The sequence below is a fragment of the Nocardia crassostreae genome (assembly GCF_001613405.1).
Classification (GTDB): Bacteria; Actinomycetota; Actinomycetes; order Mycobacteriales; family Mycobacteriaceae; genus Nocardia; species Nocardia crassostreae.
The window spans coordinates 85670-111665 of sequence record NZ_BDCH01000023.1; the positions used below are offsets into that span (position 1 = coordinate 85670).

The following is a 25996-nucleotide window of genomic DNA, read 5'->3' on the forward strand; positions in this document are numbered from 1 at the left end:
GGGAGGCTATTTCGCGGCCCCGTCCTTGGCGGCGGCGTCCTTCGGGCCGTAGTCCACGACCACCCAGTCGCCGCCGTTCTTGGCCACCGTGACCACCAGCAGATTGGGCACCGTGGCCGGATCCTGGTGCTGGACGTTCTGGGTGCGCTGCGTGGCGTAGACGGTGACGGCGTACTGATCGTTGCCCTGCGCCTCGACGGAGGTGCCCGCGACCTCACCGGTGGCCACCACCTGGGCCTCGGTCATGATGGCCGACAGCGTGTCGTGAACCTCCTTGTACCGCCCGGCCAGGGCGTCGGAGGTGCCGCGCTGCACGCCGTCGAAGAAGGCGGGCAGGTTCTTGTAATCGTAGGTGAGCGAGCGCAGGGTGTAGTCGCGGGCCACCTCGGCGACCCGATCCCGGTCGGCCTGAGCGGATTTCAGATCATCGAGTTCATTGGAGCTACTGTACCAGAGTCCGCCGAGAACGAGGGAGACGACCGCCAGGATCGCGGCGGCCGCCAGCGGCAGCACGGTAATGATCGATCCCTGGGCGGGCCGCACATTCCGTTCGACGGCGGGCGGGGCGACCGGGGCTTGCTCCGCGGCCTCCGCTACGGCGTCCGCGATCGGCTTCGCCAGTGACACAACCTCTTCGGTGGCCGCGGCGCCGTCGGGGGTCTTGTCGTTCGCACTCATGATGTCTTCTCTCCTACCGGGGAACGTCGATACCGACATGGGTGGCGCCATCGCCGGGGAATACCGTGGACAGCAGATCGACGATCGATCCGGCGTCCACACGCGGGGGTTTGACCGAACTGGTCGCGGGCTTCAGCACGGTGGCGATATGCCCGAGGTCCGGACCGAGCAGGGACAGATATCCGTCGATCTTGGCGACCAGCGGTCCCAGCGGATCGTCGAAGATGTTCTCGCCTATGTACGAGTAGTTCTGGAATGCGGCAATGATGTGCAGCAGCTCCGGCAATCCGGTGTCGATATCACCGGCGGCGGCGCTGATGGTCGGCGCGCGGCCGTCGAACCGGTCACCGAGGGTTTGCACGTTCGAGTACAGCCGTGCGATGGCATCGCGCTTGTCGCGCAATAAATTCGCGGTGCCGATCAGCGCGTTGGTGAGGTTCTCGACATCGGCGTCACGGCCCTCGAAACCCGCGGCGACGGTGGCGGCCAGATGCTCGAGCCGCGCCGGATCCAATTGCGCGCTGAGCGCGTCCATCTTGGCCAGCGCGTCACCGACCGTGGTGGCGGTGCGCACCTGCCGCTGCGGCACGATACTGCCGTCGTGCAGATACGGGCCCGCGGTGGTGTCGGGGCGGAAGTCCAGGAACTGCTCCCCCGCCGCCGAGAGATTGGCGATCTGCACGAGCGCGTCGACCGGAATCCGGTACCGGGCGTCGTATTCGATCTTCACCGCCAAACCCTTGGCGGTGGCGCTGATATCGCGCACCTTGCCGATGGGCAGCCCGCGCAGCGTCACCTCGGAGGTCTTCATGAGACCGCCGGAGGTGTTCAAAAGCACGGTGACGGTATTGGTTTCGCGCCGCGGGTCGATATTCAGCACGCCGACCGCCATATAGCTGCCGCAGATGAGCGTCAGCACGGTCAGCAGCGCCATGGACACCGGGCCGGAGAAGGAGAGTTTCATGGCACCATCCCGATGGAACGCAGTGTGGTGACGAGCTGATCGGCCTGCACATCGGCCGAGACCCGTTGCACCCGCACATCCGGGTTGTTCAGGAACGGGATCAGCTTCTCCCGCAACAGCGTGCGGAAGGTCTCGAGATTGGCCCCGAGGGTGATGTCGGAGTAGGCGACGGTCAGCGCGGTCGGCGCGAGAATCGCTGTGATGGAACGGAAATCGCCGGTGAAGGGCAGCAGCAGCTCGCCCGCATTACGGGCCAGCCCGCCGCCGGTGATGATCAGCTTCACCACATTGAGCAGCACATCGGACAGACCGGCCGCCCGATCCGGCCCGAGGGTCAGGATATCGTCGACCGCCGCCCGGCCGGACTCCAGTTTGCCGGTGATCTGTTGCGCCGAAACGAGAATGCTCTCCAGTTCGGCGGTGTGCCCGGCCATATCGTCGAGCGCGGCGCGCCCGGCGGCATTGATCCGGTCCAGTTCGGCCGGATCGGCCGGGAAGGCGGCGTTCACATCCGCGACCAGCTGCTGCAGATCCGACCACCGACCGCCGGTGATGATATTCGACAGCGCCCGCAGGATGTCCTCGACATTGGTGGCCGGAATGGTCTGCTGCACCGGAATGACATCACCGTTCACCAGGAAATCGGTGGCGCCGTTCTTCGGCGCCTCCAGGGCGATGTGGATATCGCCCAGGATGGTGCTCTGGCGCAGTTCCGCGGTGGTCGTCCGGGGCAGTTTGGCATCACTTTTCAGCTTGACCGTGGCGACGGCCGTATTGCCGATCAGGTCGATGCGCTCGAGCATGCCGATCTCCACGCCCTCGGCGATCACCTTGGCCTTGTCCGGCAGGTTCAGCACCGAGCCGAATTCGATCCGGATGGAATAGGTCTCACCGCTGATGTAGGTGCCCGGAATCGGGATGTCGGTGGCCTTCAGGCCGCAACCGCTCAATACCAGCGTGGCCGCGGTCAGCGCCGGAGCCAGTTTCACGAGTGCGCGCCTCATCGGGCACCCGCCTGGGGCAGATTCGCCGCCAGCGGCGGCAGTTGCGACAGCAGTTCGGTAATGGAGCCCTGATTCCGCGCCAGCAGATCGTCGAGCTGCGGCAGATACAGATCGAGCAGCGCGTAGACCTGCTGATCGTATTTACCGACATTGCGCGCGAGCACCGGCAGGAATTCCACGGCGATATCCACCGCACTGGCGAACTCCATGGAGAACTCGCCGATCAGCTGCAAACCGGCGCGCAGATTGTCCAGAACCGCCGCCATATCCGTCCAGTTGGTTATGAACATGGTGGTGAGCTCATCCAGATTGTCCACCAGCCTGCGGAACACCACATCCTTCTGCGCCGGATCCCCGACCACCGCGGACAGCCGCTGCAGCAGTTGATTCCACTGCGGCCCGGTGCCGTCGATGGCCCGGTCGGCGGCGGTGAGGGTCTGGTCGAGCAGGGTGTCGCCGGGCTGCCCGCCGGTCAGATCCCCGGCGAGGGCGCCCATGGCGTCCAGGGCCTCGCTGATGCCGATGGGCGTCTTGGTGCGCTCCAGCGGAATGCAGGAGGCGGTATCGTATTTCGCCCCGCCCGTATACGGTTTCGTCAGTTCCACGTGCCGGTCGGTCACGATGGAGCTGGACATGGTGACGGCCTGAATATCGGCGGGCAGGTGCACCTTCTCGCCGATATCCATGGTGACCCGCATGCGGTCACCGAGCGCCTCGATCTTCGACACGGTGCCGATCTCGACACCGAGCATGGTCACGCTATTGCCCTCGTACAGGCCGACGGTATCGGTGAATTCGGCGCAGACACTCTGTCGCGCCTCGCGCACCGTGGTGTTCGCCCACGTCACCCCGCCCACGCCGATCACCACCACCACGGCGGCGGCCCCGGCGACGAGTGCTGTTCTACCCCAGTTCATTCAGCACGCCTTGCCTTCGTAGGGAATGCACACCTGCACGCCGGTCACCGGATTGTCCGCCGTCACTTGGACGCCGAGCATGCCGTTCAATGTGGCGATCACATCGCGCAGGCCGTTGATCACGGTGTCGAGCCGGTTCGGATCCTCTAACACCTTCGAGAACAGCTGCTCGAATTCGGTCACGGTCGGCTCGATGGAGTCGCCGTAGGCCATGATCGGTCGATGCAGGACCAGCAGCAGCCGCTTGACCAGGTTGAATACGCTGACGACATCATCCTTGCGATTGCCGAGCGCATCCGCGACCGTGCCGAGCTGGCGGACGAAATTCGCCAGAATCGCCTTGTCGGTGGCAATGGCGGCAATGTATTCGTCCGAGATGTCCAAGGTGGTGTTCAGCTGATCGGTGCGCTGTGCCAGCAGACCGGTCAGCTCGTTGGCATTGTCGATCACGCTCCGCAATGCGTCCGGTTCCTGGCTCAGCGCCGCATTGAGCTCGCCGATGGTGGCGCGCATGGTGGTGGCGTCCACCTGGCTGAAGATCGGCGTGCCCTTGTCGAGAATGTCGCTGAGCTCGAACGGGGTCGTGGTGCGCTCCCGCGGAATGTGCCGATCGCCCAGCTCCTTGTCGCCCGCGGGATCCAGCGCCAGGTAGTGGCCGCCGATGGGGGTCAGCATCTTGATCTCCACCGCCGCCCGATCACCCACGCGCACATCGCGATTCACGGTGAACGCGACCTCGACGTGGTCGCCGACCAGCTCCACGGACCGGATCTTGCCGACATTGATACCGGCCACGCGCACTTCGTCACCGGCCCGCGCGCCGCCGGAGACCCGGAAGTCGGCCACATAGGTCTGCTGCCCGATCGGCACCACGTACAGCGGGGCCGCGGTCGTCAGCAGCACCGCGCACACCGCGACACCCGCGATGCCCCAGCGCAATTGGGTCGGCTGATCACCGCGCCCGGCGATCACCTCGCGAATCAGCTCACCGAAGTACCGCACCAGTGCTCTCATTTGCACACCACCAGGTCCTGGCTGTCGAGGATGACGCCCGCCACCGCGGGCAGCGCCGCCTCCCCGTTGGAACACGAAATACGCGGCTGCACACCGTTTCCCGGTAACGACTGATTGAGCCCGGTCACCAGTTGCGGCGCCAGCGCCAGGATCTGGGTGAGCTGATCGGTCGCCGGGACCAGACGGCGCAGCAGGCCATCCACCGGACCGTAGGCCACGTCGTAGGCGTCGCGCCCCTCCTCCAGAATCGGAATGAGCGGCTTCAGCGTGCGATTGGCCTCGTCGATGGCGTAGAGCATGGTCTGCGTCCGGCTGGAGAACTGGCTCAGGATGCCCGCGAGCTGATCCACCAGCTGCCCGACCGCCTGGGACTTGCCGCCGATCTCCTCCGACACCAGCCCCAGATTGCGGATGAGCAGCACGATCACGGCCTCGCTGTTGCGGGCGCTCTTGGTGAGCGTGTCCAGATCCGCCAGCACCGGGCCGATGCCCGAGCCGTCGCCCTGGATCACCCGCAGGATGTTCTCGCCGAACTGATTGAGCTGCGCGGGATCCAAGGTGTCGAACATGGGCTTGAAACCGTTGAACAGCTTGGAGACATCGAAGCTGGGAATCGTGCGCTGCACCGGGATGGTCGCTCCCGGAACCAGTTTCGCGGTCCCCTGCCCCTCGGTCAGCAGCTCCACATAGCGCTGCCCGATGAGGTTCTGATACCGCACCGCCGCCTTGGTGTTCTCGTAGACGGGCCGATCGGCATCCACGGTGAACTTCACCCGCGCCTGCGCGCCGTCCAGGGTCACCGCCTCCACCTTGCCCACCGCGACGCCGGACATGCGCACCGAATCACCGGTGAACAGGCCCGACACATCGGTGAACAGGGCGTCGTAGGTCACCTTGTCACCGGGCACCGGGGAGCGCAGCGCGGTCACGATGAAGACCGAGCAGGCCGCGACGATGAGCAGGAAGACGACGAGTTTGACCGAGGATTTGGCGATCTCGTTCATAGCGCGCCTCCCTGGTCGGCCGGGGCGAGCGAATCGGCCAGATACGGCATGGTTTTCACGATCAGTTCCAATTGCAACTGCACCCGGCCGTCCACCACCGGGAAGGCGCTGTCGATGGCGCGCAGCAGATTCGGGATGCGGTTGTAGGCCGGGGCGACGGTGCCGACCGAGACCGCGACCCGTACGGCCAGGTCCAGGATGCCGCCGAGAATGTCGTCGAGATTCCCGTTGTTGTGCGCCAGCAGGTCGGCGATCCCTTGCAGCACAGTCTGATCGACGCCATCCGTGGCCTTGTTGGTGCGCGCGCGATTGACCGGATCACCGAAGTAGGCGCTCTGTTCGAGCACCGCCAGAATGGCCCGCCCCGCCGAGGGGGTGATATCGGCGAAGGCGCCGGTCATATCCGCGCCGATCTCGATGTAGTGCGACAGCGGCGCCTGCTGACCGTCGGCCAGCATGCGGGCGGTCTCGAAGAAGGACTTCAGGACCGGGCCCATACTGTCGGCATTGTCGAGCATGAGATCGATGAGCCTGCGCATGGTGTCGGAGTCGAGCACCTTGGTGAGCCGGGCCGCGCGCCGGAACACACCGGCGACGGTGGCATTGGTGGCGTTCTCGCCGATCTGCAGCACGGAGTTCTCGCGCAGCGGCGCACCGCCGTCGCCGTCCACCAATTCGATGGCGCTGGAACCGAATACATTCGACGAGGTGAACCGGGCGGTGACATCCTCGGTGAGCGCGCCCGCCTGTTTGCGGTCGATCTCCACCTCGATGCGCTGCCGCCCGTAGCCGACGGTCACCACCTCGCGCACGGTGCCGACGGCATAGCCGCGGAACTTCACCTCCGCGCCCGGCGCCAAACCCTCACCGAGCGTGGCGGCTTCGACGGCCAGCTCGAACCGGTCCGCGAAATTACCACGCGCGTAACCGGTCAGCACGACCGTCACCGCCGTGATCACCACCGCGATCACGACGCCGCGGGCGCGCAGCGCCCACGGTCCGGCGCTGCGGCCGGAATGGTCCTTGAATACGGCCATGATCTACCCCGAAATCCTGATGCCGACATCCAGGCCCCAGATCACGATCGTCAGGATCATGTCCAGGATCACGACCAGCACCAGGCTGGCGCGAATGGCCCGGCCCGAGGCGCGGCCCACGCCCTCCGGCCCGCCGGAGGCGTAGAAGCCCTGGTAGCCGTGGATGAGAATGATGGCGACCACGAAGATCGTCGCCTTGAGCAGTGAGGCGAGCACATCGCCGGGTTGCAGGAAGGCGTCGAAATAGTGGTAGTAGGTGCCCGACGACTGCCCGTGCAGCACATTCACCACGGTCGCGCACGACAGGTACGACAGGATGAGCGTGAGCAGGTGCAGCGGGACGATGGTGATGATGCCCGCGATGACGCGGGTGGTCACCACGAACGGCATGGGCCGGATGCCGATCGCCTCCAGGGCGTCGATCTCCTCGGAGATGCGCATGGCCCCGATCTCGGCGGTCATGCGGCATCCGGCCTGGGCGGCGAAGCCGATGGCGGCCACCATGGGCGCCATCTAGCGGGTATTGGCGTAGGCGGAGACGAACCCGGTGAGCGGGCCCATGCCGACCATGTTCAGCGCCGTGAAGCCTTCCACGCCAATGGATCCGCCGACCGCGATGCCCAGGAAGGCCAGCACCGCCACGGTGCCGCCGCCGACGATGATGGCGCCGGAACCCCAGGTGATATCGGAGAGGATGGGCATGGTCTGGCGCCGGTAGTACCGCAGCGTATGCGGGATGGCGGCCAGCACGTCGTAGACGAAAGTCGCTTGATGGCCGAGTGATTCGAACACCGTAATGGGCGCCTGCGCGCCGCGCTCGGCAATGCGCCCCACCGCGCCGAGCGGCTGATAGCGGGCCGGTACCTGTGTCATCAGCCCACCTGCGTCGGAAGGAACATCGAAACCAGCTGGGTGATCACGAGATTCACGCCGAAGGCGGCGATCACCCCGATCACCACGGCCGCGTTCACGGCATTGGCCACGCCCTTGGGTCCGTGTGTGGCCTCCAGGCCGCGCTGGCACGCGACGATCAGCACGATCACGCCGAAGATAATGGATTTCACGATGGCCACGCCCAGATCGCTCATCTTGGCGAAGGCCGCGAAGGCCGACAGGTAGCTGCCCGGCGTGACGCCCTGGAAGCCGACGGCGATCACATAGCCGGTGAACACGCCCATGAAGATGATGAGCATGCACAGCAGCGGCGTCAGCGTGATCATGGCCGCCAGCCGCGGCGCCACCAAGCGGCGCACCGGATCGATGCCCATGGTGCGCAGGGCATCCACTTCATCGCGAATGGTCCTGGCGCCCAGATCCGAGGCGATGGCCGAACCGGCCGCGCCGCCCAGCAGCAGCGCGGTCACCATGGGCGCGCCCTGCCGGATCACGCCGAGCCCCCCGGCCGCGCCCGAGACCGAGGAGGCGCCCACCTGCTGGGTGAGGCTGCCGACCTGGACCGCGACAATGACGCCGAACGGAACCGCAACCAGCACAGCGGGAATCGCCGTCACCGAGACAATGAACCACCCCTGCTGCAGCGTGTCCCGCCACGGATGTTTGAGACCGACCAGGTCGATGAACAGGTAGCGGAATGCCGCCACCCCGAGTTTCAGGGTGCGCCCGAACGTGCGCAACCCCGAGAGAACGAACTCGATTGCCTGCCGTAGCAACGGCTCCGGCCCCCGAATGATCTTGTCGACCAATGCGTACCACCCCACTGCCCCACTGTTGGCTGAATGCCGACTGGGTCACAGTAATACAGTTTTCCGACTGACGTGTCAGTCTTCACTGGGTCAAGTGAAAGGCTTGACCTACCTGGGGTTTTAGATGAAGAATGCGCGACTTCGGTGAATTTCGCTTTCCTTGAACACTTTTAGCAATCAACTGGCAAATGTGAAATGAAGAACGGCATTCTCGACTGATTTACCTGCATTTCAAGGTTGCGCGGGATTCGCTCGCCATCCGTTCAGCCCGAAGCGGCCCAGACAGTTGGTGGTTTTCCTCGTCCCACCACCTGTTCCGGGCCGCAGCAGTACAACCGCAGCAACCCGGCCTTTCCGCGCGCTCCGGCGCGCGGGCCAACGCACAGGGCCTTGCTGTCCAGCGCAACAACCTTCGGCTGCACCGCAACCGGCTGCCCAGCAGCCGTTCCGCCACCTGCGGCGCGGCAACTCCGCGATCATGTCGCAGTCAAGGTCCATGTCCGGATCGAGACGCTCCCGCACGACCGGTCGCGGCACATCTGGGACAGCTCCAAGCCCGAAAACATACCGACTGGCACCCCAGCGGTTCCACACCATGGCGACATCATGCGCCACCCGGCCGCCGCTGTCCGGCAAAGTCGGCAAGCCGGGCAATAGGGACCGATTCGTCGGCACAGGAGTACGGATCCAGTGGCGCGCGCCGCGCAATGAGATCGCGTGCCGCGCGGATATCGGCGGGCCGGGCGAGGGCCACCGCGCCCGTCAGCACACCCTCGCGGAGCGCGAGCGCCGTGACGCTGCGACCACCCGGCGAACCCCGCACGACGAGTTCGTCATCCGGCGCGATTCGACCAGCGAACTGCAGGTTGAGGCCGTACCGAGTGGACCATCCCCACGAGACGCCCGGATGCTCGGGCGGCGTTCCGAGCATGGCTCGCGCGGCGGCCGCACCCTGCGATCGCGCGCTGTCCCAGTGTTCCTCGCGCCGATGCGCGCCCGATTCCGGATCGAAGCGCGCGGCGACATCACCGGCCGTGAAAACGCCCGGAGCCGATGTCCAGAACCGCTCGTCGACGCGAACACTGTCGCCGATATCCAGACCGGCCGCGGCGGCGAGCTCCGTATCCGGGATCGCGCCAATGGCGACCAGCACCGCTCGGGCGACCCAGCGGCGACCACTTTCGGCACTGGCGGCCACCCCGCCGTCAGCCGATTCGAGGCGACTCAGACAGACCCCGGTGCGCAGCTCGACGCCATGCTCGTTGCGCAGGTCTCGATAGCATTCGCCAATGACTGCGCCCGCTCACGCGCGGCTGACCTCGACCATGTCGAAATCGGATTTGGCCGCGCCGCAGTCCGGGCAGGACCAGTCCTCGGAGATATCCGCCCAGCGGGTGCCGGGCTCGATGCCGTCCTCGGGCCAGCCCTCGGCTTCGTCGTACTCGAAACCGCACTGCACGCAGCGGAAGAGTTTGTAGTCGGTGGTCATCGGTTGTGATCCGTTCTGGCGTAGATGGATTCGAAGTCGATCTTTTCCCGGACGCCGCAGTCGGGGCAGCACCAGTCGTCCGGCACCGCCGCGAAGGGCGTACCGGCCGGGAAGCCCTCGCGGGGCGCTCCGGCGGCCTCGTCGTAGACGTAATCGCAGACCGGGCAGCGGTAGGCGGCCATCAGCGCGCCCCGTACTGCGCCAGCACGCGAGTCCGCCTGCGCGGCTGGATGTTCACGCGGGTGATATCGCCCCGGTAGTGCTCGAGCACCCGGTGGTCCATGACCTTGCGCCACAGCGGCGGGAAGTAGGCCAGGCCGATCATGCTGGCGTAACCGCTGGGCAGATTCGGCGCACCGTCCATACTGCGCAGGATCTGTTAGCGCCGAGTCGGATTGGCGTGATGATCACTGTGGCGCTGCAGGTGGTACAGGAAGATATTGGTCACGATGTGATCGGAGTTCCAGCTGTGCGCCGGGGTGCAGCGTTCGTAGCGGCCGCCCGGGGTGCGCTGCCGCAGCAGACCGTAGTGTTCGAGGTAGTTGACCGTCTCCAGCAGGGTGAACCCGTAGACGGCCTGAATGACGAGATACGGCAGCACCGCCGGGCCGAAGACGGCGGCCAGCGCGCCCCAGAGCGCCACCGACATCAGCCAGGCATTGAGCACGTCATTGTGAATGGTCCACGGCCGCTTGCACATTCGTTGTAGCCGGGTCCGCTCCAGGTCCCAGGCCGAGCGCAGGCTGCCGAAGACGCTGCGGGGCAGGAAACTCCAGAACGATTCCGCGAAACGAGCGCTGGCCGGGTCCTCCGGGGTCGCGACCCGCACATGGTGACCACGGTTGTGCTCGATGTAGAAGTGACCGTAGAACGTCTGCGCCAGCGTGATTTTCGACAGCCAGCGCTCCAGTTCGTCCTTCTTGTGGCCGAGTTCGTGCGCGGTATTGATGCCGACGCCGCCCATGACGCCGATGCTCAGCGCCAGCCCGATCGTGGACGCGAGGCCCAGGCCGCCGTCGAGGCCCAGCCAGGACAGGTCGGCCGCGGTCCACAGATAGCAGGCGAAGACCACGCTCAGCAGCTGGAACGGAATATAGGCGTACACGCAGTAGCGGTAGTAGCGGTCGTGCTCCAGCATCTCCATCACCTCCTCCGGCGGGTTCTGGCCGTCGGGGCCGAAGAAGCGATCGAGGAGGGGCAGCAGCACATAGACCAGCAGCGGGCCGATCCACCACCACACGGGTGCGGCGGCCTGCCAGCCCAGCCGGTTGAACGCCCACACCAGGCCGGTCGCCAGGAATATCGCCGTCGGGGCCACCAGGCCGAAGAGCCACAGGTAGCGCTTGCGATCACGCCATTGCGGCAGAGACGTCGTCATTGTCGAACTCCTTGAATACACTTCATCGAGAAGTGTATTCAGTAGATACACATGACAGATTCTTGTCAATGTCAGGACGGATGACGAGCTCATGTACGATCGGGCCGTGGCTGCAGCGCCGAACTTCCAGACCGAGATGCGCCAACTCCTGCGGGAGCGGGTGATCGATACCGCGCGCCGCATTGTCTGCACCGAAGGCTGGGGCGCGGTGAACATGTCGCGGCTGGCCAAGGAGGTGGGCGTCAGCCGCCCGGTGCTCTACAAGGAGATCGGCACCAAAGAGGTGCTCGCCGTCGTCGTGATCCGCCGCGAGCTCGAAGTGTTCCTGGTCGGCGTCGCCGACACCCTGGCCGCGCATCCGGCGGACCCGATAGCCGGATTGACCGCGGCGGTCGACTACACGCTGCGCACCGGCGCGGACAATACGCTGCTCAAGGCAGTGCTGGCGGGGCGCACGGCCCCGGACACCACACTGCTGCCCGCCCTCATGACAGAACCCGAGCCCGTCCTGGGCCCCGCGATCACCGCCGTGACGGCGACGATCCGGGCGCAGTACGGGCTCGCGGAGATGTCCGATGCGGAGTTGGCCACGCGCACGGAAATCCTGGTGCGCCTGGCCCTGAGTCATCTGTTCCAGCCGACCGGGCCGATCGACCGGGCCGTGGCTCAGATCGAGCTGATCATCACGACCGCGTTCGCGGCCGCCGCATAACCGCTCAGAGTTCGACCGCGCGCTCGCGCAGCCGCGCGAGGGTCGCCTCGTCCGGCCACCGCCGCGCCTCGAAGCGCGGCGGGTTCAGCCCGGGCAGCGGCACCAGGCCCACGATCTCCACCACGGCGTCGAACGGTACGGTGCAGTCCACGTCCACCTCGCCGTCCTCGTCCATGCGCACGAAATGCACGTAATCGGCCTGGGGCAGCAGGTATTCCACATCCTCGCCCCAAATCGTCACGGTGACCGGACCGGACTCGGTCGGCTGGAACAGGACCGCTCCGGCATAGAGGGGCCCCACACCGGGGACCGGTTCCAGGCTGTCCTCGAATTCCTCGTGCAGGAAAGCCGTCTGGATCGAATACTCGGTGACCGCCAGCCCGCTGCGCGCCCGCAGCGCCAGCGCCCGCGCGGGATGCGCTGCGAGATGGTCGAGCGGCACCACCATTCCGGCCTCGTCGACGGTGTACCCCTGCGGTGAGATCTGCCGCGCCGCTTGCCCGTACTGTTCCTCGACCATGTCGAAGACCTCCGCCAGCACCTCGGCATCGTCGGGCACCAGCAGCAGGGTGTCGTTATCGGGAATGAACGCCACCGGCCGCTGCTCGCCACCGCCATAACTCGCCAGCCACCCCGGCACCAGCAGCCACGACCCGACGTAATGGTCACCGGTGTCGACGAACCGGATGAACTGCAACTCCTCCGGCGAGCCGGGCCGCGCCATGGCCGCGAGATTCTCCCGCGCCGCGCCGAACACCTCCTCGGCCGTGCCCCCCCCAATCCCGCACCATCTCCGGCGTCACATAACTGCGGGTCCGCGGCAGATCCACCACCACCGCCTCGTCCACGAACGGAAACGCGGGCCGCACGAACCGTTCCGCCCCCGGTCCGAAGGTCCCCATCCCGTGCGTCACCGGCCGCAGCACCGCCCGCAGCAGCGGCCGCGCCGACTCCCAATCCTCCGGTGGCTCATCGGTGCTCGTCACCGCCGCCACGAAATTGTCGATCCGCTCCTGCATCTCCTCCACCGACTCCCCCGCCAGCTCCCGGAACACATTCCCCAGATACATGACCTCCCCGCCACTGTGCCGGACCTCGAACTCCTCCGCGTCGTACTCCCCGTCCGTCACCCCGCGCGCCCGCAGACTACCCAGCACCGCCTCCGCGAACTGCTCCCGCTCCATCCCAGCCTTCTCCCGATCCCTCGAATTACCCTGTCGCCCAAGCACTCTGCCCCACCCCACCGACAAGTTCCACTCATCCGGACCCAGGTTCAGCGGAGCCGCAACAGGGCGCCGACGCCGTCGGGCAGCGTGATACGACCGGTCACCGGCACGATGTCGCTGCCGCCCGCCAGGGCGGCCGCCGGGATCGCCTCGTCGGCGCGGTGCACCCGGGCGGGGCCGGTGAGTTCGGCTGCGGCGGTGGCTATTTCCGTGTGGGTGTCGCCCGTGTAGACCTCGCGGTCGTCGAGGGTGGCGCTGTCCACGAGCAGGTGGGCGACCGTGGTGGCGCGCAGGGCGGTGGTGGTGGCGGCGAGGCCGCTGGTGGCCGTGCCGCCCGGGCGGGCGCATTCGGCGTGGTAACGCTCGAGCACGGCCTTGCGGCGGTTGTCGGCGGCCTCGGCAATGATGGCGCGGACCTGCGCGTCGACTTCGTCGCGGTGGCCGTCGATATCGACCGTGCGGCAGCGGCGAGCGGCGGTGGTGTAGCGGTCCTCCAGGATCGCGCGCAGGGCGGCGCGGGCGGCCGCGTCACCGGCCAGCAGGATCATGCTGGCGCCCACCCGGTCCGCCAGCGTGCAGATGGCGTCCGACACACCGATGATGCTGCGGCGCAGCGCGATTCGCGCACACTCGCGGGGTGGACGATGACCCTTGGGGCCGCGGCGGACCCGGTGGACGGGATCGGTGAGCACGTCGACGGTGCGGGCGATGCGGTCGCCGTAACAGTTCACGGCCGACAGCCGGGCGCTCAGTTCGTCGGCCACCACCAGCACGTGGGGTACGTGCGGCTCCCGCTCCTCGAGCAGCGGGAGCAGGAAGGGTAATGGCGAGACGCGGACGATCTCCCGTTCCGGCGGCGCGGTCAGCGGCTCGTTCATCAGGACGGTCCCGGCATCGGCAATGAGTGCGCGGCCGGATCTCCCGGGCGCGGGCGGGCCCGCGGCGACCGCGATACCCACGGCGCCGATGACCTGCTCGGAAGCGCCCGCCTCGGTTAGCTTCCCGCGAATGGCCAGATATTGCGACTCCAGCCGCCGGGCCGCGTCCCCGGCATTGTGCGAGCTGTCGAAGTACACCGAGGCGAACGGCCCGGTCCGGCCGAGCATCTCCCGGAGACTCGTTCGAACCATAGGAATGGGATACCCCCGCATCCCGGGGGCAATCAGCGCCCGCGCCCGGGACGGAAACCGCACCTGACCAGGGCCCGTTCCTGACCGGTCTCGATGTGGTCACTACCGGAAGTGTCTCCGGTGTCGGCCGCGCGACGCCCCATTAGGCTCGAATGGTCCGAGATGAGGGGATGCCCGGAACACCGAGCCGTGGGGGTGCTGTGCTCTTCTGCTTGCGAGTTGTGCTTGCCGCCTTGATTTTCGGGTGCGTGGCCGGGCATGCGCAGGCGCAACCGCCCGAGCCGGGGCCGGGTCCGGCGCCGATCTCCGACTTCGATGCACTGCAACGCTGGATCGAAACCCATCTGCCCGCGCCCGTACTGCCCGCCGCGCCCATGGCCCCGCTGGTCGACGCGGGCGGGCTGTCCCTCGAACTCGCGGCGCTGCGGGCCGCCACCATGCCCAAGCCCATCGACGACGGCTTCGTCGACACCTGGCCCGAGTTGCTCGGGGACTACGCCAACGGCGATATCGTCGCCTGGCGCGATGTCACCGCGGCCGCACAGCAGGTGCTGCTCGTGCCCGCGCGCCAGGTGCTGCAACTGAAATTCCGCACCACCGACTCCCACGACGCCGCCTCCTATGCCGTCGCGACCCTGGTGATACCGCCCGGCGAATGGACCGGACCCGGTCGGCGCCCGGTGGTGGTGAACAATCTGCCCATCAACGGGCTGGGCCGCGACTGCAATCCGAGTTACACCCTGGCCCGCGGGTGGGCGGGCGATGCCGACATCACCGACTACATTCCGCCCACCACCCAATTGGCCACGCTGCGCGGCTACGCCGTGCTCATTACCGATCACGAGGGCCCGCGCATGGCCTACGCCGAACCGTACGTGGCCGGGCACGCGGTGCTCGACAGCATTCGCGCGGTGCGCAACGCCCTACCGGATGAGTTCGGGGACAGTCGATTCGGGATGATCGGCTATTCCGGCGGCGCCATCGCCACCAATGGCGCGGTCAAGCTGATGGCCGAGTACGCGCCGGAACTCGCCGATGTGGTGGTGGGCGCGGCCATGGGCGGCGTCCCCGCCGATTTCGAACTGCTGGGCAGCAGCATGAACGGGAATCTGGCCTCGGGGGTGTTCCTGGCCGCCACCTTCGCCATCGGGCGGGAGCGCCCGGAGATCCTGGATCGGATGAACGCGCTGGCGCAGTGGATCGCCCTGGTCATGAAGGACCAGTGCATGGATATCTTCGCGCTGCCCGGCGTCTTCATGCTGCCCATCGAGCTCGCCGCCGATATCCCGGATCCGCTGCACAGCGCGCTGGCGCACGACATCTATCGGCTTACGCGCATGGAGGGCAAGAAATCGCTTGTGCCGCTGTACATCTACAACGGCGAGCAGGAGTTCTGGGTACCGGCCGAAGGGGCGCGCAACTTCTATCGCGAGCAATGCGCGCTGGGGGTGAACGCGGTGTACCGGGATGTCTTCGGAGAGCACATCATCGCGGCGTTCACCGGATATCCGGAATCACTGCTGTGGCTGGACGAGCGTTTGCGCGGCGAGCCCGCCATCAGCGAATGTTGAAGCAGCGCACCCGGTCCCGCACACGGGACCGGGTGCGCGCCGATCACATCGGGTAGAGGTTGTGCTTGCGCGGATTCGGCTTGCGCACAGCGCCTTTGTCGCGCAGCAGCTGCAGGGCCTTGCGAATCTCCAGGCGCGTCGCCGACGGCTCGATCACCGCGTCGATGTAGCCGCGCTCGGCCGCCGTCCACGGCGTCGCCACGGTCGCGTTGTAGAAGTCGATCATCTGCTGCTTGACCGTCTCGCGCTGCTCCGGCGGCGCCGCCGCCAGCTGCTTGCGGCCCACGATCGAGATCATGGACTCCGCGCCCATGACCGCCAGCCGCGCGGTCGGCCAGGCCAGGCTGATATCCGCGCCCAGCTGCTTGCAGCCCATGACCGCGTAGCCGCCGCCGAACGCCTTGCGGGTCACCACGGTCACGATCGGCACGGTGGCCTCGATGAGCGCGCGGAACATGCGGCCACCGCGCTTGATGACGTGATTGCGCTCCTCGTCCACGCCCGGCAGCACGCCCGGGGTGTCGACCACGTAGACCAGCGGCACATTGAAGGCATCGCAGATCCGGATGAAGTGCGCCGCCTTGTCCGAGCAGGCCGCGTCCAGCGCGCCACCCAGCGCCACGGGCTGATTGGCGATCACGCCGACCGGCGCGCCGTCGACCCGGGCGAAACCGGTAATGAGGTTCTGCGCGGTCTTCTCGCTGATCTCGTGGAAGGCGCCGTCGTCGAAGATGCGCAGTAGGATCTCGTGCATGTCGTAGCCGACCTTGTCCGAGTCCGGAATAATGCGGTCCAGCTCCCGGTCGGAATCGATGAGCTCGGGCTCCAGGCCCGGATTGATGATCGGCGGCTGCTCCAGGCAGCTGGTCGGCAGGTAGCTCAGGTAGTCGCGGACCCAGTCGAAGGCGGCCTGCTCGGTCTTGGCGACATGGTGCACGGTGCCGTTCTGCTCCAGCGCCCGCGCGCCGCCCAGTTCCTCGGCGGTGACCTCGGAGCCGGTGACGGCCTTGATGACCTCGGGACCGGTGACGAACATGTACGACTCTTCGGTCGCCACAAGGACATCCATATTGATGGGCCCGTACACCGAGCCCGCCGCGCACTTGCCGAGCATGACGGCCACCATGGGCACGTACCCCGACAGGTCCTCCTGCAGCTTGCACATGAGCGCATACCAGGCCAGCGAGGCGACGCCGTCCTGAATGCGCGCGCCGCCGGAGTCGTTGATGCACACCACCGGGCAGGCATTGTTGTAGGCGAAGTCCATGACGGCGCGCACCTTGCGGCCGAACATCTCCGAGACCGAGCCGCCGTACACGGTCTGATCGTGCGAGATGACCACGACCGGGCGGCCGTCGATGGTGCCGCGGCCGGTGACCACGCCGTCGCCGTAGAAGGCATTGGGCACACCGGGCTGGCGCATGAGCGAGCCCATCTCCACGAAGCTCTTCGGGTCCAGCAGCATGTGCACGCGTTCCCGGGCGCTGGGGATGCCTTTCGCGACACGCTTCTGGATTCCGCGCTCACCGGCAGGTTCCTCGGCGATTTCCAGGAGCTTGCGCAGTTCCGCCAGCTTCTCCGCTGTACCCGTCATTACTTCGGTCTTGCCTTCCTGCCTACGAATTGGTGCCGGATCGCGGCCCGACCATGCACGCTACCGTGCACTGCCCACTGCTAACCAGTGAACGCCTCGGTAACGTGTGCCGCCCACCACAGTCGAACCCCTGACACAGACGGAGATACACTGCCGCCCGTGAGCTCACCGATGACTGTGCGCGCAGGGTCGCCCGAGGTGATCCGACCGGACTTGGACACGTTCGGCTTCTCCGAGTGGCGGCGAACGGCGATCGTGGGTGCGGTACTGGGCGGATCGGTCACCCGTAGCGTACTGCGCGGCGGGTTGCGCCCCGCCCAGCGGCGGCGGGCCGTGGCCGAGGGCGTCGTGGACGGCTTCGAGACACTCGGGCCCATGTTCGTGAAGCTGGGGCAGCTGATCGCGTCCTCGCCGGGCGCCTTCCCCAAGGAACTGGCCGATGCCTGCCTGCGCTGCCTCGACGATGTGCCGCCCTTCCCGGCCACCGACGCGCGCGCCATTATCGAGGCCGATCTCGGTAAGCCCATTGCCGAGCTGTTCCGCTCCTTCGACGACGAGCCGCTCTCGGCGGCCTCCATCGCGCAGGTGCACGCGTGCGTGCTGGCCGACGGGCGGCCCGCGGTGGTCAAGGTGCAGCGGCCCGAGATCGCGCGGCGCATGATCGTGGATCTGCGCTCGGCCATGCGGCTGGCGCGGGCGCTGGAGAAGCGCTCGGAGAACGCGCGGGTCGCCAATGCCCAGGCCGTGGTGCGCGATCTGTACGAGGCGACCGTGGCCGAACTCAACTTCCTCATCGAGGCCGACAATCAGTCGCGGGCCCGGCAGAACCTGATCGCCTTCGGCGACAATGTGAATGTCGCTGTGCCCGATGTGTATTGGGAGTACTGCGCGCCTCGCGTGCTGTGCATGGAACGCATGCGCGGTATGCCGCTGGATCGGTTCGACGATATCCGCAAGGTGCACCCCGACCCCGAGATGCTCATCCGCCGCCTGGTCAAGGCGTGGATGGAAAGCGTTGCGGTGCACGGCCTTTTCCATGGCGACGTGCATGCCGGAAACCTCTGGCTGCTCGACGACTGCCGGGTGGCCATGCTCGATTTCGGCATTGTCGGCCGCATGGAGAACGAGTGGCGCGAGTTCGTGCGCTCGCTGTTCTACGCCAGCTCCATCGACGGCGATTTCCGCCCCGTCGCCCGCGCCTTGCGCAAACTCGACCTGGTCTCCGACGACAATGGCGACGATGCCACCATCGGCCGTCAGCTCGCCGTGGCGCTGGGCCCGGTGCTCTCCGGCAGCCTGGACAAACTCGATCTCGGCGTGGTGGCCGCCCGCCTGCTCGAATTCGGAAAACGGCGCGGCGCGTCCGGGCCCGAACAGCTCATTCTCATGGGTAAGCAACTAGGGTATTTCGAGCGCTATGCGGTGGCCCTGGCGCCGGGCTGGAAGCTCGGCAAGGACCTCTATCTCTTCCGCAATATCTTCCCCGCCGAGGTGGCGGCCAAGATCGCCGAGGAAGGCATCGAGCTGCCCCTCGACTGACACACCCGCGTCAACCGAGGAGGCTTGCATGATCATGATGAGAAAAGCCCTGGTTACAGCCGGTATTCTGCCGGTTGTCGCCCTGGCCGGATGCTCGGGTGATACCAAGTCCGAACCTGCGGCGAGCCCCTCGCCGACCACACGGGTCAACGATGCCAGCGACGATCCGGGTGAGACCGGCGGCGGGGTGCGGATCCCGCTGGGCCAGACCAAGGTCGTCCCGGTCCCGGCCGACGCGGTCCTGGATATCAAGGGTGAGCAGGACTGGGACAAGTCCGTGCTCCAGTGCACGGCCACCAGCGCGACAGGTGAAGCGATCGAACTGCTGCCGCCGCCCTCGGACGCGCAGCCCGAGGAAGCCGCGCACGGCGGGGTCTGGATGCCCATGTGGACGGTCGCGGCCGCCCCGGGCGAGGTGACCATCGGCTGTGCCGATCCCGACAAGCGGATTCCCCACAGCGATACCAGTTTCGTGCGGGTGGTTCCGCGCGGATTGCCCTTCCGGTAAGTCCGGCCGCCGCGCCCCTCAGTCTTTCAGCGCCTGCTCGCGCAGCCAGGTGAGCGTTCTGGCCAGAATTCGGGAGACGTGCATTTGAGAGATGCCCATTTCCTCGGCGATCTGGGTTTGGGTCTTGGACTCGAAGAAGCGCATGACGAGAATGCGCTTCTCGCGGTCGGGGAGATCGGCGATGTGGGGTTTGACCGCCAGGAATTCGTCGACCCGGTCGTAGCGAGGCTCGATATCGCCGAGAACGTCCATGAGGGAGAGCGGGGTGCTTTCGCTGTCGTCGCCGGTGACCGCGTCCAGGGAGGTCAGCTGGTACGCGTTCCCGGCAATGAGCGCCTGGGTGACCTCCACGAGGTCGACATCCATATCCGCGGCGATTTCGCGGGCCTTGGGCAGGCGGCCCAGTCGCTGGGCCAGGCGTTCGATGGACGCGCCGAGCCCGATCTGGATTTCCTTGGTGCGCCGGGGAACTCGCACCGACCAGGTGTTGTCGCGGAAGTGCCTGCGGACTTCGCCCATGATGGTCGGGACGGCGAAGGACAGGAAGGAGGAGCCGCGGGTGACATCGAAGCGGTCGACCGCTTGGACAAGGCCGATATCGGCTACCTGCAGCAGGTCTTCGAAGGTTTCGCCGCGGCCGGAGAATCGGCGGGCGATATGGTCGGCCAGTGGCATACAGCGGCCGATGAGGCGCTCGCGCAGCACATCTCGCTGGGGATCGTCGGGGTCGAGATCGGCGATCTCCTTGAACAGCGGTTCGATATTGTCGTAGCTGTCGCCTCGACTGCGTGACCGCCGGGGCTCGGGGTCATCCGTCATCGCTTTCCCCTCGCGTCCGGCTGAATTCGACGACCGTGGGATAACCACCGGAGATCGGATCGAACGAGCCGGTTTGCGCGGTGAGCGATTCGGTCAGGGTCTGTAGGACGTGCCAGCCGAATCCGGCCTTGTCCATGGCCTCGTTATCGATGACCACGGCCGCGACCCGCACTCGCATGCGGTATTCGTCGAAGCCGAAATCGCAGTCCACACAGCTGCCAGGGACGGCGGAGACGATCAGCGCGGTCGCCACCTCGTCCAGCGCCACCCGGACATCCGTCACTTCGTCGAGCGCGAAATCGGCTACCAGGGCGACCGTTTCGGCGAGCGCGCGCAGCATGGTCAACTGCTCCACATCGGCCGGTATTCGAATTCCGATCGCGCTCGTATCGGTCTTCGCCCGGGACATCCACTCGGTCATGCGCAACTCCACCACTCCGTCACCGGGTCGCGGAGACGGAATACGCCACGCCCGGCCGTTGTCCGATCCATTCCTGCTTCGCATGTCATTGGCGCGTTACCCCGACCGATCACGGCGAAACACGCTTCGGAACAGATTATTACGGCTGCGGCCGCTGATGGACCGTCAACAGCAGATGATCGAACCGGGTCCGCAGCTCGACCGCCGCACCGCCCATGGCGGTGATCTCGGCAACGAGCTGGCTGGCCAGCACCCGCAATTTGGTATTGGTCTCCTGCGAGCGCCAGGTCAGCACCCGGAACGCCTGCTCGGAATTGATGCCGTAGACGAGCATGAGCGCGCCCTTGGCCTGTTCGATCACCGCGCGGGCCCGGTACAGCTCGGGCAGCGCGTCGTCGAGGGTCTCCTGCCGGTGTTCGGCGAGCGTATCGGTCACATCGATGTAGTAGCCGGATGTGCCGACCACTCTGTTCTTTTCGTCAACCATGTGGTCACCCACCACAATGACGTGGTGCACCACTCCGCCTGTGTCGACGATGCGGTGCCGGCTGGAGAACGGTTCGCCGTTCTCCACGGCCCGTGCAAGGGAGGTGGAGACCTGGGCGCGATCCTCGGGATGCTTGTGCTCCAGCAGCAATTCCAATGTGGGATGCACCGTTCCGGGTGCGTAGCCGTGCATGGCGGCCACTTCGTCGGACCATTCCCACCGCTGATCGGCGAACCAGAAACGGAAGGCGCCCACGGTCTGGGGGCGGCCGAATCCGATCACCTGATCCAGCGCGTCGGCATCGCTCGAGGAGAGCTCGTCACCTGTCGTCACCTCATGATTATCCGCTGTCACGGAGGCCCGGGACGGCGGATCGGTGGGGTCGAGATCGCCTCGGCCCCACCCGACCTCGGTCGGCAATTACGCCTCCAACGCATCCTGAACCGACGGGTAGTAGCGGAACAGCGACCGCAGGCCCGTCACCTCGAGAACACGCTCGATTTCCCGGCGGCACGCGACCACACGCAGATCGACGCCGTCCCGCGCGGCCCGCTCCCGGGCGGCGGCGAGCGCCGCGGCGCTGCCGATGCTCAGGAATCGGGTCAGCCGCAGGTCGACGACCAAGGCCCGGGAACTGGCTGTCACCGCCCGCTCCAGCGCTGCGGAGAACTCCGGTAGTACGGCGGCGTCCAGTTCACCTTCGACACGCACGATGTAGCACGTGAATTCCCCGCCGCCGCCCGGCGGTGGGTGGCGGCCGCGATCACTCGGACCGGATCCATTCAGGTGAAGAGCAGCGGCGCCGACGCCCCGCTGTAGAACGGCAATAGCGGACATGACTAAACCTCTCGAAGAGGGATTTCCAGTTCCGCGCCGAGGCCCGCCGATATGGGGTGAGCGATACTCCGTAAGAATCGGCGATACCACGCTCAACCCACCGTCGCGGCGACACCGTGCGCGAACCGGGGTCGGCTGTAGTCTCAACCTGGTCACATTGTTCCACTCACCAGCGGATCTGTCATATACCCCACGTAAAGCGCTGTGGCGCTTGATCTTCGAGCGGGACCCGCGACGGCTCAGAAGCGCGCGGCGACCGCAATGTCCAATTGCGCGCTGCTGATCTGCCGCCCGGCATTGGCTACCGAGGTCACCATGGCGCTGGCGAAGGATCCGCGCCGGTCGAAGAGCGTGGCCACCCCCACCGCGATACCGCGCTCTCTGAGGTGACTGTCGGCCTCCACGCCGATCTCCGGTCCCTCGGGCATCCGCGCCAGCGCGAGCGTCATATCGGTATTGATGAACCCGATGCCCGCATCACCCCAGTTGGTCATCATGCTGGTCGCCTCGCCGACGAGGGCGGCGCGCACGAACGGCGACAGCTCCTCCCCCGTCACCACGCGAATCGGGTTCTGCCAGGTGCGTTTCCGGCTGCTGTTGTCATGATCGGTCGGCCGCAGCGACCAGCCCTGCGCACTGCCGTCGCTGTCGAAGATCGGGGGCCGCAATTCGGTCCAGGGCGGTGCGATATCCAGCGACGGCGGCTGCGGTTCCCGCTCCCGCCGCCACAGCTCGCCCGGCGGCTGCTCGGAGGGCCGCAGCAGCACCGCCGAGGCCCGCGCGGCCACCGTCCCGCCCTGCACCACGGTCACATCGGCGACCCGGATCCGATTCCCGTCGCGCACCCGCACCGTCGGCGTCACCGTGTGCCGGAACCGCGCCGCACTGAACATGTCCACCACGGCCCACGGCTCCGTTCCGTCCAGGTTGATCAATCCACTGATCCCAGACGTAACACACCGTTAGAACAGGTATCAATATCGGGTCTTGTGCGCGGCCGGTGGCATTTCCCACACCCGAGCTACAGCTGCCCCTTCCCCCAGCTCCAATCACTGATGACCGGTAGATCGACGCAATCAGGCACGCCACGGTCAGGTCCGGATTGTCCAGCGCCGCACCGGTGGCGTGCGCGAGCGCATAGCCGAGCTCCCCGCCCTCCAGCCAGGCGGCCGCATTCAGCCCGGCGGCGCTGTGCCCGGGCAACCGCGCTTTCACATGCTCCGGCCGCAGCGGTTCGGTCAGCAGCGTCAGCCGCTCGCGCCCTGGCGACGCCAATCGCGGAGGGCGTCGCGCACGCGGTCGAACAAGGCCAGCGGCGGTCCGGCGGCCACATTCCCGAGGGCGGATTCACCGGTCCCCGGATGCGGGCGGGTGGGCGCGACCGATTCCGCTATACGCACTACGGTGCCGAGGCTGGTGCGTTCGGCTTGCGAGGTGTGCTGCAGCAGCATGCCGAACTCCTCCTTCTCCTCCATATCCGAGTGCTCGATCACCTTCTCGGCGAAGAGGCGGAACTTGCGATCGAAGTCGATGTGTTCCACGCCGAGGTCGTGCAGTTCGGCCAGCGCCGCCTTGGCCTCCTCTTCCTCCTGCAGTCGCGCGTCGTCGATGACCTGGTCGGCGACATACAGTTGCCGCGCGGCCGGGTGCACCACTTCCTCCTCGGCGGTCTCGTGCACGGCCAGCAATCGGACGAGTTCTTCGAACGGCGGCCGTTTGGCCTGACCGGGCGCGATGTTCACCTGCTCGATCAGCGCGCGAATCCGATTGTGCTGCGCCATCAATAGTTCGACGACGTCCTGGTCCTGCTCTGTGGACATGGAATTCCTCCTCCATCGGTTGGTTGCCCGGCGAGAGTCTCTCGCCGGGCAGTTCATCGCTCAGTGGCGGTCAGTCGCGCTGGCCGCGCTGGTACGCCTTCTGGCGCTGTTCCTGGGCCGCGGCTTCGGCGCGTTTCTTCTCGGCCTGGGCCTCACGCTTGGCGGCCTCGCGCTGGTTCGCGGCGCGATCCTGCTGCGCCCGGCCCTCATCGCGCAGATCGTCATTGCCGAAGACGGTGCCCGCGGCTTCCTTCGCCTTACCCTTGGCGTCTTCCACCGTGTCTTCGAAGCCCTCGCGGAAACCGCTCTTCTCGTGCTCGGACAAGAGATTCACCTCCATGGTGTCGGTGTCTTACCTGACAGTCCGGCGGTACCCGGCAGTGCGGCCACAAAACATGGGAGATTCGAATCTCATTGCAGCTCTTGGGAATACAACGATCCGGTACGTTGCCGCAACGGGTGCGCGACCCAGACCAGGCCGAAGAGCACCGTGAAGCAGATCCCGGCGATCACGCCCGCCGCGGCGCCGGCGACGACCTGGAAGATGATCACCGCCACGCAGATGAGCGCGATCCCGAGCAGTAACAGGCCCACGATCGCGAACCGGTGCGCGGCGAGCACCACATCACCGAGACGATGCTGCCGGAACAGCACTCGATGCACCGAGACCGGCCCCACCAGAAACACGGTCGCCCCGATACAGGCCGCGACCGTCACCAGATACAGCACCCGCAGTCCCTCGGACAGCGTCTCGAAACGCGGCTGGAACGGCAGGATCAACAGGAACCCGGTCAGCAATTGCACTCCGGTCTGCACCACCCGGGTCTCCTGAATCAGGCTGGCCCAATTGCGGTCCAAGCGTTCCTCTTCGTTTTCGTGCCGGGCCCGTGAACCGCCGGGCGCACCGGGCAGCCCGCCTGTCTTGGGGTTCATGCGCTGGCCTTACCCGTGTTTCACCCGGCTATGCCAGGCAATCCGGACACTATGACGTCATTCTGGATGCACGATTTCCACCCGCCCGCCCGGCCGCCCCTACCACCCGCGTCGCGTTTCGACACGGTCGTGGTCGGCGGCGGGCTCACCGGCCTGGTGACGGCGCTGCTGCTGGCCGAACAGGGCGTGCAGGTGGCGGTGGTCGAGGCCGTCCGCCTGGGCGCGGCCACCACCGGCAACACCACCGGCAAGGTGAGTCTGCTGCAGGGCACCCGCGCCTCGCGCATTCTGCACCGGCATTCCGAAACGAAGCTGCACCAGTACGTGCGCGCCAATCTGGACGGACAGCAGTGGCTGCTGCGCTACTGCGCCGAACACGATGTCGCCGTGCAGCGCGCCCCGGCCCTGACCTTCGCCCAGAGCGCGGCGGGGCTGCCACGGTTGCGGGCCGAACTCGACGCCACCCGCACGGCCGGGCTGCCCACCCGCTTCGTCGACGAGCTGAATGTGCCGTTCCCGAACGTCGGCGCGGTCCAGCTCGACGATCAGGCGCAGCTGCATGCCATCGAGCTGGTGGCGGCGCTGGCGCGCGATCTGGACGCCCGGGGCGTGCCCATCTTCGAGGGCGCCAGGGTGCGCGGGATGCATCGGTCCGGCGCGGATCGGGTCCTGGCGACCACGCAGGGAGATCTCCACGCGCGCACCGTGATTCTCGCGACCGGCACACCCGTACTGGACCGCGGCGGCTACGGTCACCAGGTCGGGCGCGATCACGCCGGGCCGCACGCCGAGGATCTGGTGACCTGGACCCAGCGCACCTTCCCGGGCGCGCGACCGCTGTTCCGATGGTCCGCCCAGGACTACTACCCGCTGGGCGAGCTGCCGTATGCGGGACCGCTGTTGCCTTGGCAGGACGGTGTTCTCGTCGCCACCGGCTATGCCAAGTGGGGGCTGGCCAATGCGGTGGCCGCGGCCCATGTCCTCGTCGGCCGGATCACCGGCAAGCCGCCCGACTGGGCGCCGGTGTTCGCCACCTGGAACCTCCGTGATCTCGACTCCCCGGCGGCCATCGCGCGCACCAATGGCCCGGTGGTCCTGCACATGACCGCCGGCTGGCTGGGATTCGCGGTGCGTGATGCCGTGCGCGGCCCCGGTGCGCCCGCCGAGGGCGAGGGCCGCCGCACACGCCATAGTCAATGACTGGGATCTGC

General features: G+C 66.9%; 28 protein-coding genes and 3 pseudogenes. 5 read left to right on the forward strand and 26 right to left on the reverse strand.

The window, feature by feature from the left end:
- Window positions 1-6: 6 nt before the first annotated feature.
- The 13 genes and pseudogenes from NC4_RS23895 to NC4_RS23955 all read right to left on the reverse strand — a co-directional run bounded on the left by NC4_RS23895 (window position 7) and on the right by NC4_RS23955 (window position 11188).
- Window positions 7-678, reverse strand: a complete 672-nt coding sequence (locus NC4_RS23895; RefSeq protein WP_084529715.1) for a hypothetical protein — start codon at window positions 676-678, stop codon at window positions 7-9.
- 13 nt (window positions 679-691) lie between these two features.
- Window positions 692-1642 carry an MlaD family protein gene (locus tag NC4_RS23900; protein ID WP_067542187.1) on the reverse strand — a complete coding sequence of 317 codons (951 nt, stop codon included), beginning with the start codon at window positions 1640-1642 and terminating at the stop codon, window positions 692-694.
- Window positions 1639-2646, reverse strand: coding sequence for an MlaD family protein (locus NC4_RS23905; RefSeq protein WP_067542190.1), 1008 nt, complete (start codon window positions 2644-2646; stop codon window positions 1639-1641). The genes NC4_RS23900 and NC4_RS23905 overlap by 4 nt, the downstream gene beginning before the upstream one ends.
- Window positions 2643-3563 carry an MCE family protein gene (locus NC4_RS23910; RefSeq protein ID WP_067542193.1) on the reverse strand — a complete coding sequence of 307 codons (921 nt, stop codon included), beginning with the start codon at window positions 3561-3563 and terminating at the stop codon, window positions 2643-2645. The genes NC4_RS23905 and NC4_RS23910 overlap by 4 nt, the downstream gene beginning before the upstream one ends.
- A complete protein-coding gene (locus NC4_RS23915; RefSeq protein WP_067542196.1) occupies window positions 3564-4577 on the reverse strand; it encodes an MCE family protein in 1014 nt (337 codons plus the stop codon).
- Window positions 4574-5581 carry an MlaD family protein gene (locus tag NC4_RS23920; protein WP_067542200.1) on the reverse strand — a complete coding sequence of 336 codons (1008 nt, stop codon included), beginning with the start codon at window positions 5579-5581 and terminating at the stop codon, window positions 4574-4576. The genes NC4_RS23915 and NC4_RS23920 overlap by 4 nt, the downstream gene beginning before the upstream one ends.
- Complete coding sequence (locus tag NC4_RS23925; RefSeq protein ID WP_067542203.1) at window positions 5578-6618, reverse strand: MlaD family protein; 1041 nt, start codon at window positions 6616-6618, stop codon at window positions 5578-5580. The genes NC4_RS23920 and NC4_RS23925 overlap by 4 nt, the downstream gene beginning before the upstream one ends.
- 3 nt (window positions 6619-6621) lie before the next feature.
- Window positions 6622-7491, reverse strand: a pseudogene (locus NC4_RS23930) (MlaE family ABC transporter permease).
- Window positions 7491-8336, reverse strand: coding sequence for an MlaE family ABC transporter permease (locus tag NC4_RS23935; protein WP_169814859.1), 846 nt, complete (start codon window positions 8334-8336; stop codon window positions 7491-7493). The pseudogene NC4_RS23930 and the gene NC4_RS23935 overlap by 1 nt, the downstream one beginning before the upstream one ends.
- 589 nt (window positions 8337-8925) lie before the next feature.
- Window positions 8926-9612 (reverse strand): oxidoreductase C-terminal domain-containing protein, encoded by a 687-nt coding sequence (locus tag NC4_RS23940; RefSeq protein ID WP_281186392.1) that lies wholly within the window; start codon window positions 9610-9612, stop codon window positions 8926-8928.
- Between the two features lie 12 nt (window positions 9613-9624).
- Entirely contained in the window at window positions 9625-9810 is a 186-nt protein-coding gene (locus NC4_RS23945) for a rubredoxin (RefSeq protein ID WP_067542209.1), read from the reverse strand.
- On the reverse strand, window positions 9807-9992 hold the full coding sequence (locus NC4_RS23950) for a rubredoxin (protein ID WP_067542213.1): 186 nt from the start codon (window positions 9990-9992) through the stop codon (window positions 9807-9809). Before NC4_RS23950 ends, NC4_RS23945 begins: the two co-directional genes overlap by 4 nt.
- Window positions 9992-11188, reverse strand: a pseudogene (locus tag NC4_RS23955) (alkane 1-monooxygenase). Before NC4_RS23955 ends, NC4_RS23950 begins: the two are co-directional and overlap by 1 nt.
- Before the next feature lie 106 nt (window positions 11189-11294).
- On the opposite strand from NC4_RS23955, the gene NC4_RS23960 reads away from it, so the two are divergent.
- Entirely contained in the window at window positions 11295-11900 is a 606-nt protein-coding gene (locus tag NC4_RS23960; RefSeq protein ID WP_067542674.1) for a TetR/AcrR family transcriptional regulator, read from the forward strand.
- Window positions 11901-11904: 4 nt separating this feature from the next.
- Here the strand turns inward: NC4_RS23960 and NC4_RS23965 are convergent, their stop codons facing one another.
- The 3 genes from NC4_RS23965 to NC4_RS23970 form a co-directional block, all read right to left on the reverse strand.
- The gene (locus NC4_RS23965; RefSeq protein ID WP_169814860.1) at window positions 11905-12657 is read right to left on the reverse strand and encodes a hypothetical protein; all 753 of its coding nucleotides are present in this window, start codon (window positions 12655-12657) and stop codon (window positions 11905-11907) included.
- On the reverse strand, window positions 12566-13084 hold the full coding sequence (locus NC4_RS39290) for a hypothetical protein (protein WP_084529717.1): 519 nt from the start codon (window positions 13082-13084) through the stop codon (window positions 12566-12568). Before NC4_RS39290 ends, NC4_RS23965 begins: the two co-directional genes overlap by 92 nt.
- 89 nt (window positions 13085-13173) lie before the next feature.
- Window positions 13174-14256 carry a baeRF2 domain-containing protein gene (locus NC4_RS23970; RefSeq protein ID WP_157555153.1) on the reverse strand — a complete coding sequence of 361 codons (1083 nt, stop codon included), beginning with the start codon at window positions 14254-14256 and terminating at the stop codon, window positions 13174-13176.
- Between the two features lie 221 nt (window positions 14257-14477).
- On the opposite strand from NC4_RS23970, the gene NC4_RS23975 reads away from it, so the two are divergent.
- Window positions 14478-15827: a lipase family protein gene (locus tag NC4_RS23975; protein WP_245721893.1), complete on the forward strand. Its 1350-nt coding sequence runs from the start codon at window positions 14478-14480 to the stop codon at window positions 15825-15827.
- A 43-nt stretch (window positions 15828-15870) separates the two neighbouring features.
- Here NC4_RS23975 and NC4_RS23980 read toward each other — a convergent pair whose 3' ends face one another.
- On the reverse strand, window positions 15871-17421 hold the full coding sequence (locus tag NC4_RS23980) for an acyl-CoA carboxylase subunit beta (RefSeq protein WP_067542222.1): 1551 nt from the start codon (window positions 17419-17421) through the stop codon (window positions 15871-15873).
- 171 nt (window positions 17422-17592) lie between these two features.
- Here NC4_RS23980 and NC4_RS23985 point away from each other — a divergent pair, with 171 nt between their 5' ends.
- Entirely contained in the window at window positions 17593-18960 is a 1368-nt protein-coding gene (locus NC4_RS23985) for an ABC1 kinase family protein (RefSeq protein ID WP_084529747.1), read from the forward strand.
- Between the two features lie 28 nt (window positions 18961-18988).
- On the forward strand, window positions 18989-19468 hold the full coding sequence (locus tag NC4_RS23990) for a hypothetical protein (RefSeq protein WP_067542227.1): 480 nt from the start codon (window positions 18989-18991) through the stop codon (window positions 19466-19468).
- Between the two features lie 18 nt (window positions 19469-19486).
- On the opposite strand, the gene NC4_RS23995 is transcribed toward NC4_RS23990, so the two are convergent.
- The 9 genes and pseudogenes from NC4_RS23995 to NC4_RS24030 form a co-directional block, all read right to left on the reverse strand.
- Window positions 19487-20287 carry an RNA polymerase sigma factor SigF gene (locus NC4_RS23995; protein ID WP_067542230.1) on the reverse strand — a complete coding sequence of 267 codons (801 nt, stop codon included), beginning with the start codon at window positions 20285-20287 and terminating at the stop codon, window positions 19487-19489.
- Entirely contained in the window at window positions 20277-20708 is a 432-nt protein-coding gene (locus tag NC4_RS24000) for an ATP-binding protein (protein WP_067542677.1), read from the reverse strand. The genes NC4_RS23995 and NC4_RS24000 overlap by 11 nt, the downstream gene beginning before the upstream one ends.
- Before the next feature lie 139 nt (window positions 20709-20847).
- Window positions 20848-21528 carry a PAS and ANTAR domain-containing protein gene (locus NC4_RS24005; RefSeq protein ID WP_067542680.1) on the reverse strand — a complete coding sequence of 227 codons (681 nt, stop codon included), beginning with the start codon at window positions 21526-21528 and terminating at the stop codon, window positions 20848-20850.
- 87 nt (window positions 21529-21615) lie between these two features.
- Window positions 21616-21906, reverse strand: a complete 291-nt coding sequence (locus NC4_RS24010; RefSeq protein ID WP_245721882.1) for an STAS domain-containing protein — start codon at window positions 21904-21906, stop codon at window positions 21616-21618.
- Window positions 21907-22271: 365 nt separating this feature from the next.
- Window positions 22272-22967, reverse strand: coding sequence for a thioesterase family protein (locus NC4_RS24015; RefSeq protein WP_067542236.1), 696 nt, complete (start codon window positions 22965-22967; stop codon window positions 22272-22274).
- 139 nt (window positions 22968-23106) lie between these two features.
- Window positions 23107-23277 (reverse strand): annotated as a pseudogene (locus tag NC4_RS45175) (phosphoketolase family protein); the annotation flags it as partial.
- Window positions 23278-23279: 2 nt separating this feature from the next.
- Entirely contained in the window at window positions 23280-23852 is a 573-nt protein-coding gene (locus NC4_RS24020; protein ID WP_067542240.1) for a hemerythrin domain-containing protein, read from the reverse strand.
- Window positions 23853-23922: 70 nt separating this feature from the next.
- Window positions 23923-24177, reverse strand: a complete 255-nt coding sequence (gene mbp1, locus NC4_RS24025; RefSeq protein ID WP_157555155.1) for a microaggregate-binding protein 1 — start codon at window positions 24175-24177, stop codon at window positions 23923-23925.
- A gap of 86 nt (window positions 24178-24263) precedes the next feature.
- On the reverse strand, window positions 24264-24785 hold the full coding sequence (locus NC4_RS24030; RefSeq protein WP_067542246.1) for a DUF6328 family protein: 522 nt from the start codon (window positions 24783-24785) through the stop codon (window positions 24264-24266).
- A 51-nt stretch (window positions 24786-24836) separates the two neighbouring features.
- Here NC4_RS24030 and NC4_RS24035 point away from each other — a divergent pair, with 51 nt between their 5' ends.
- Window positions 24837-25985: an NAD(P)/FAD-dependent oxidoreductase gene (locus NC4_RS24035; protein WP_169814861.1), complete on the forward strand. Its 1149-nt coding sequence runs from the start codon at window positions 24837-24839 to the stop codon at window positions 25983-25985.
- The last annotated feature ends 11 nt before the right edge of the window (window positions 25986-25996 follow it).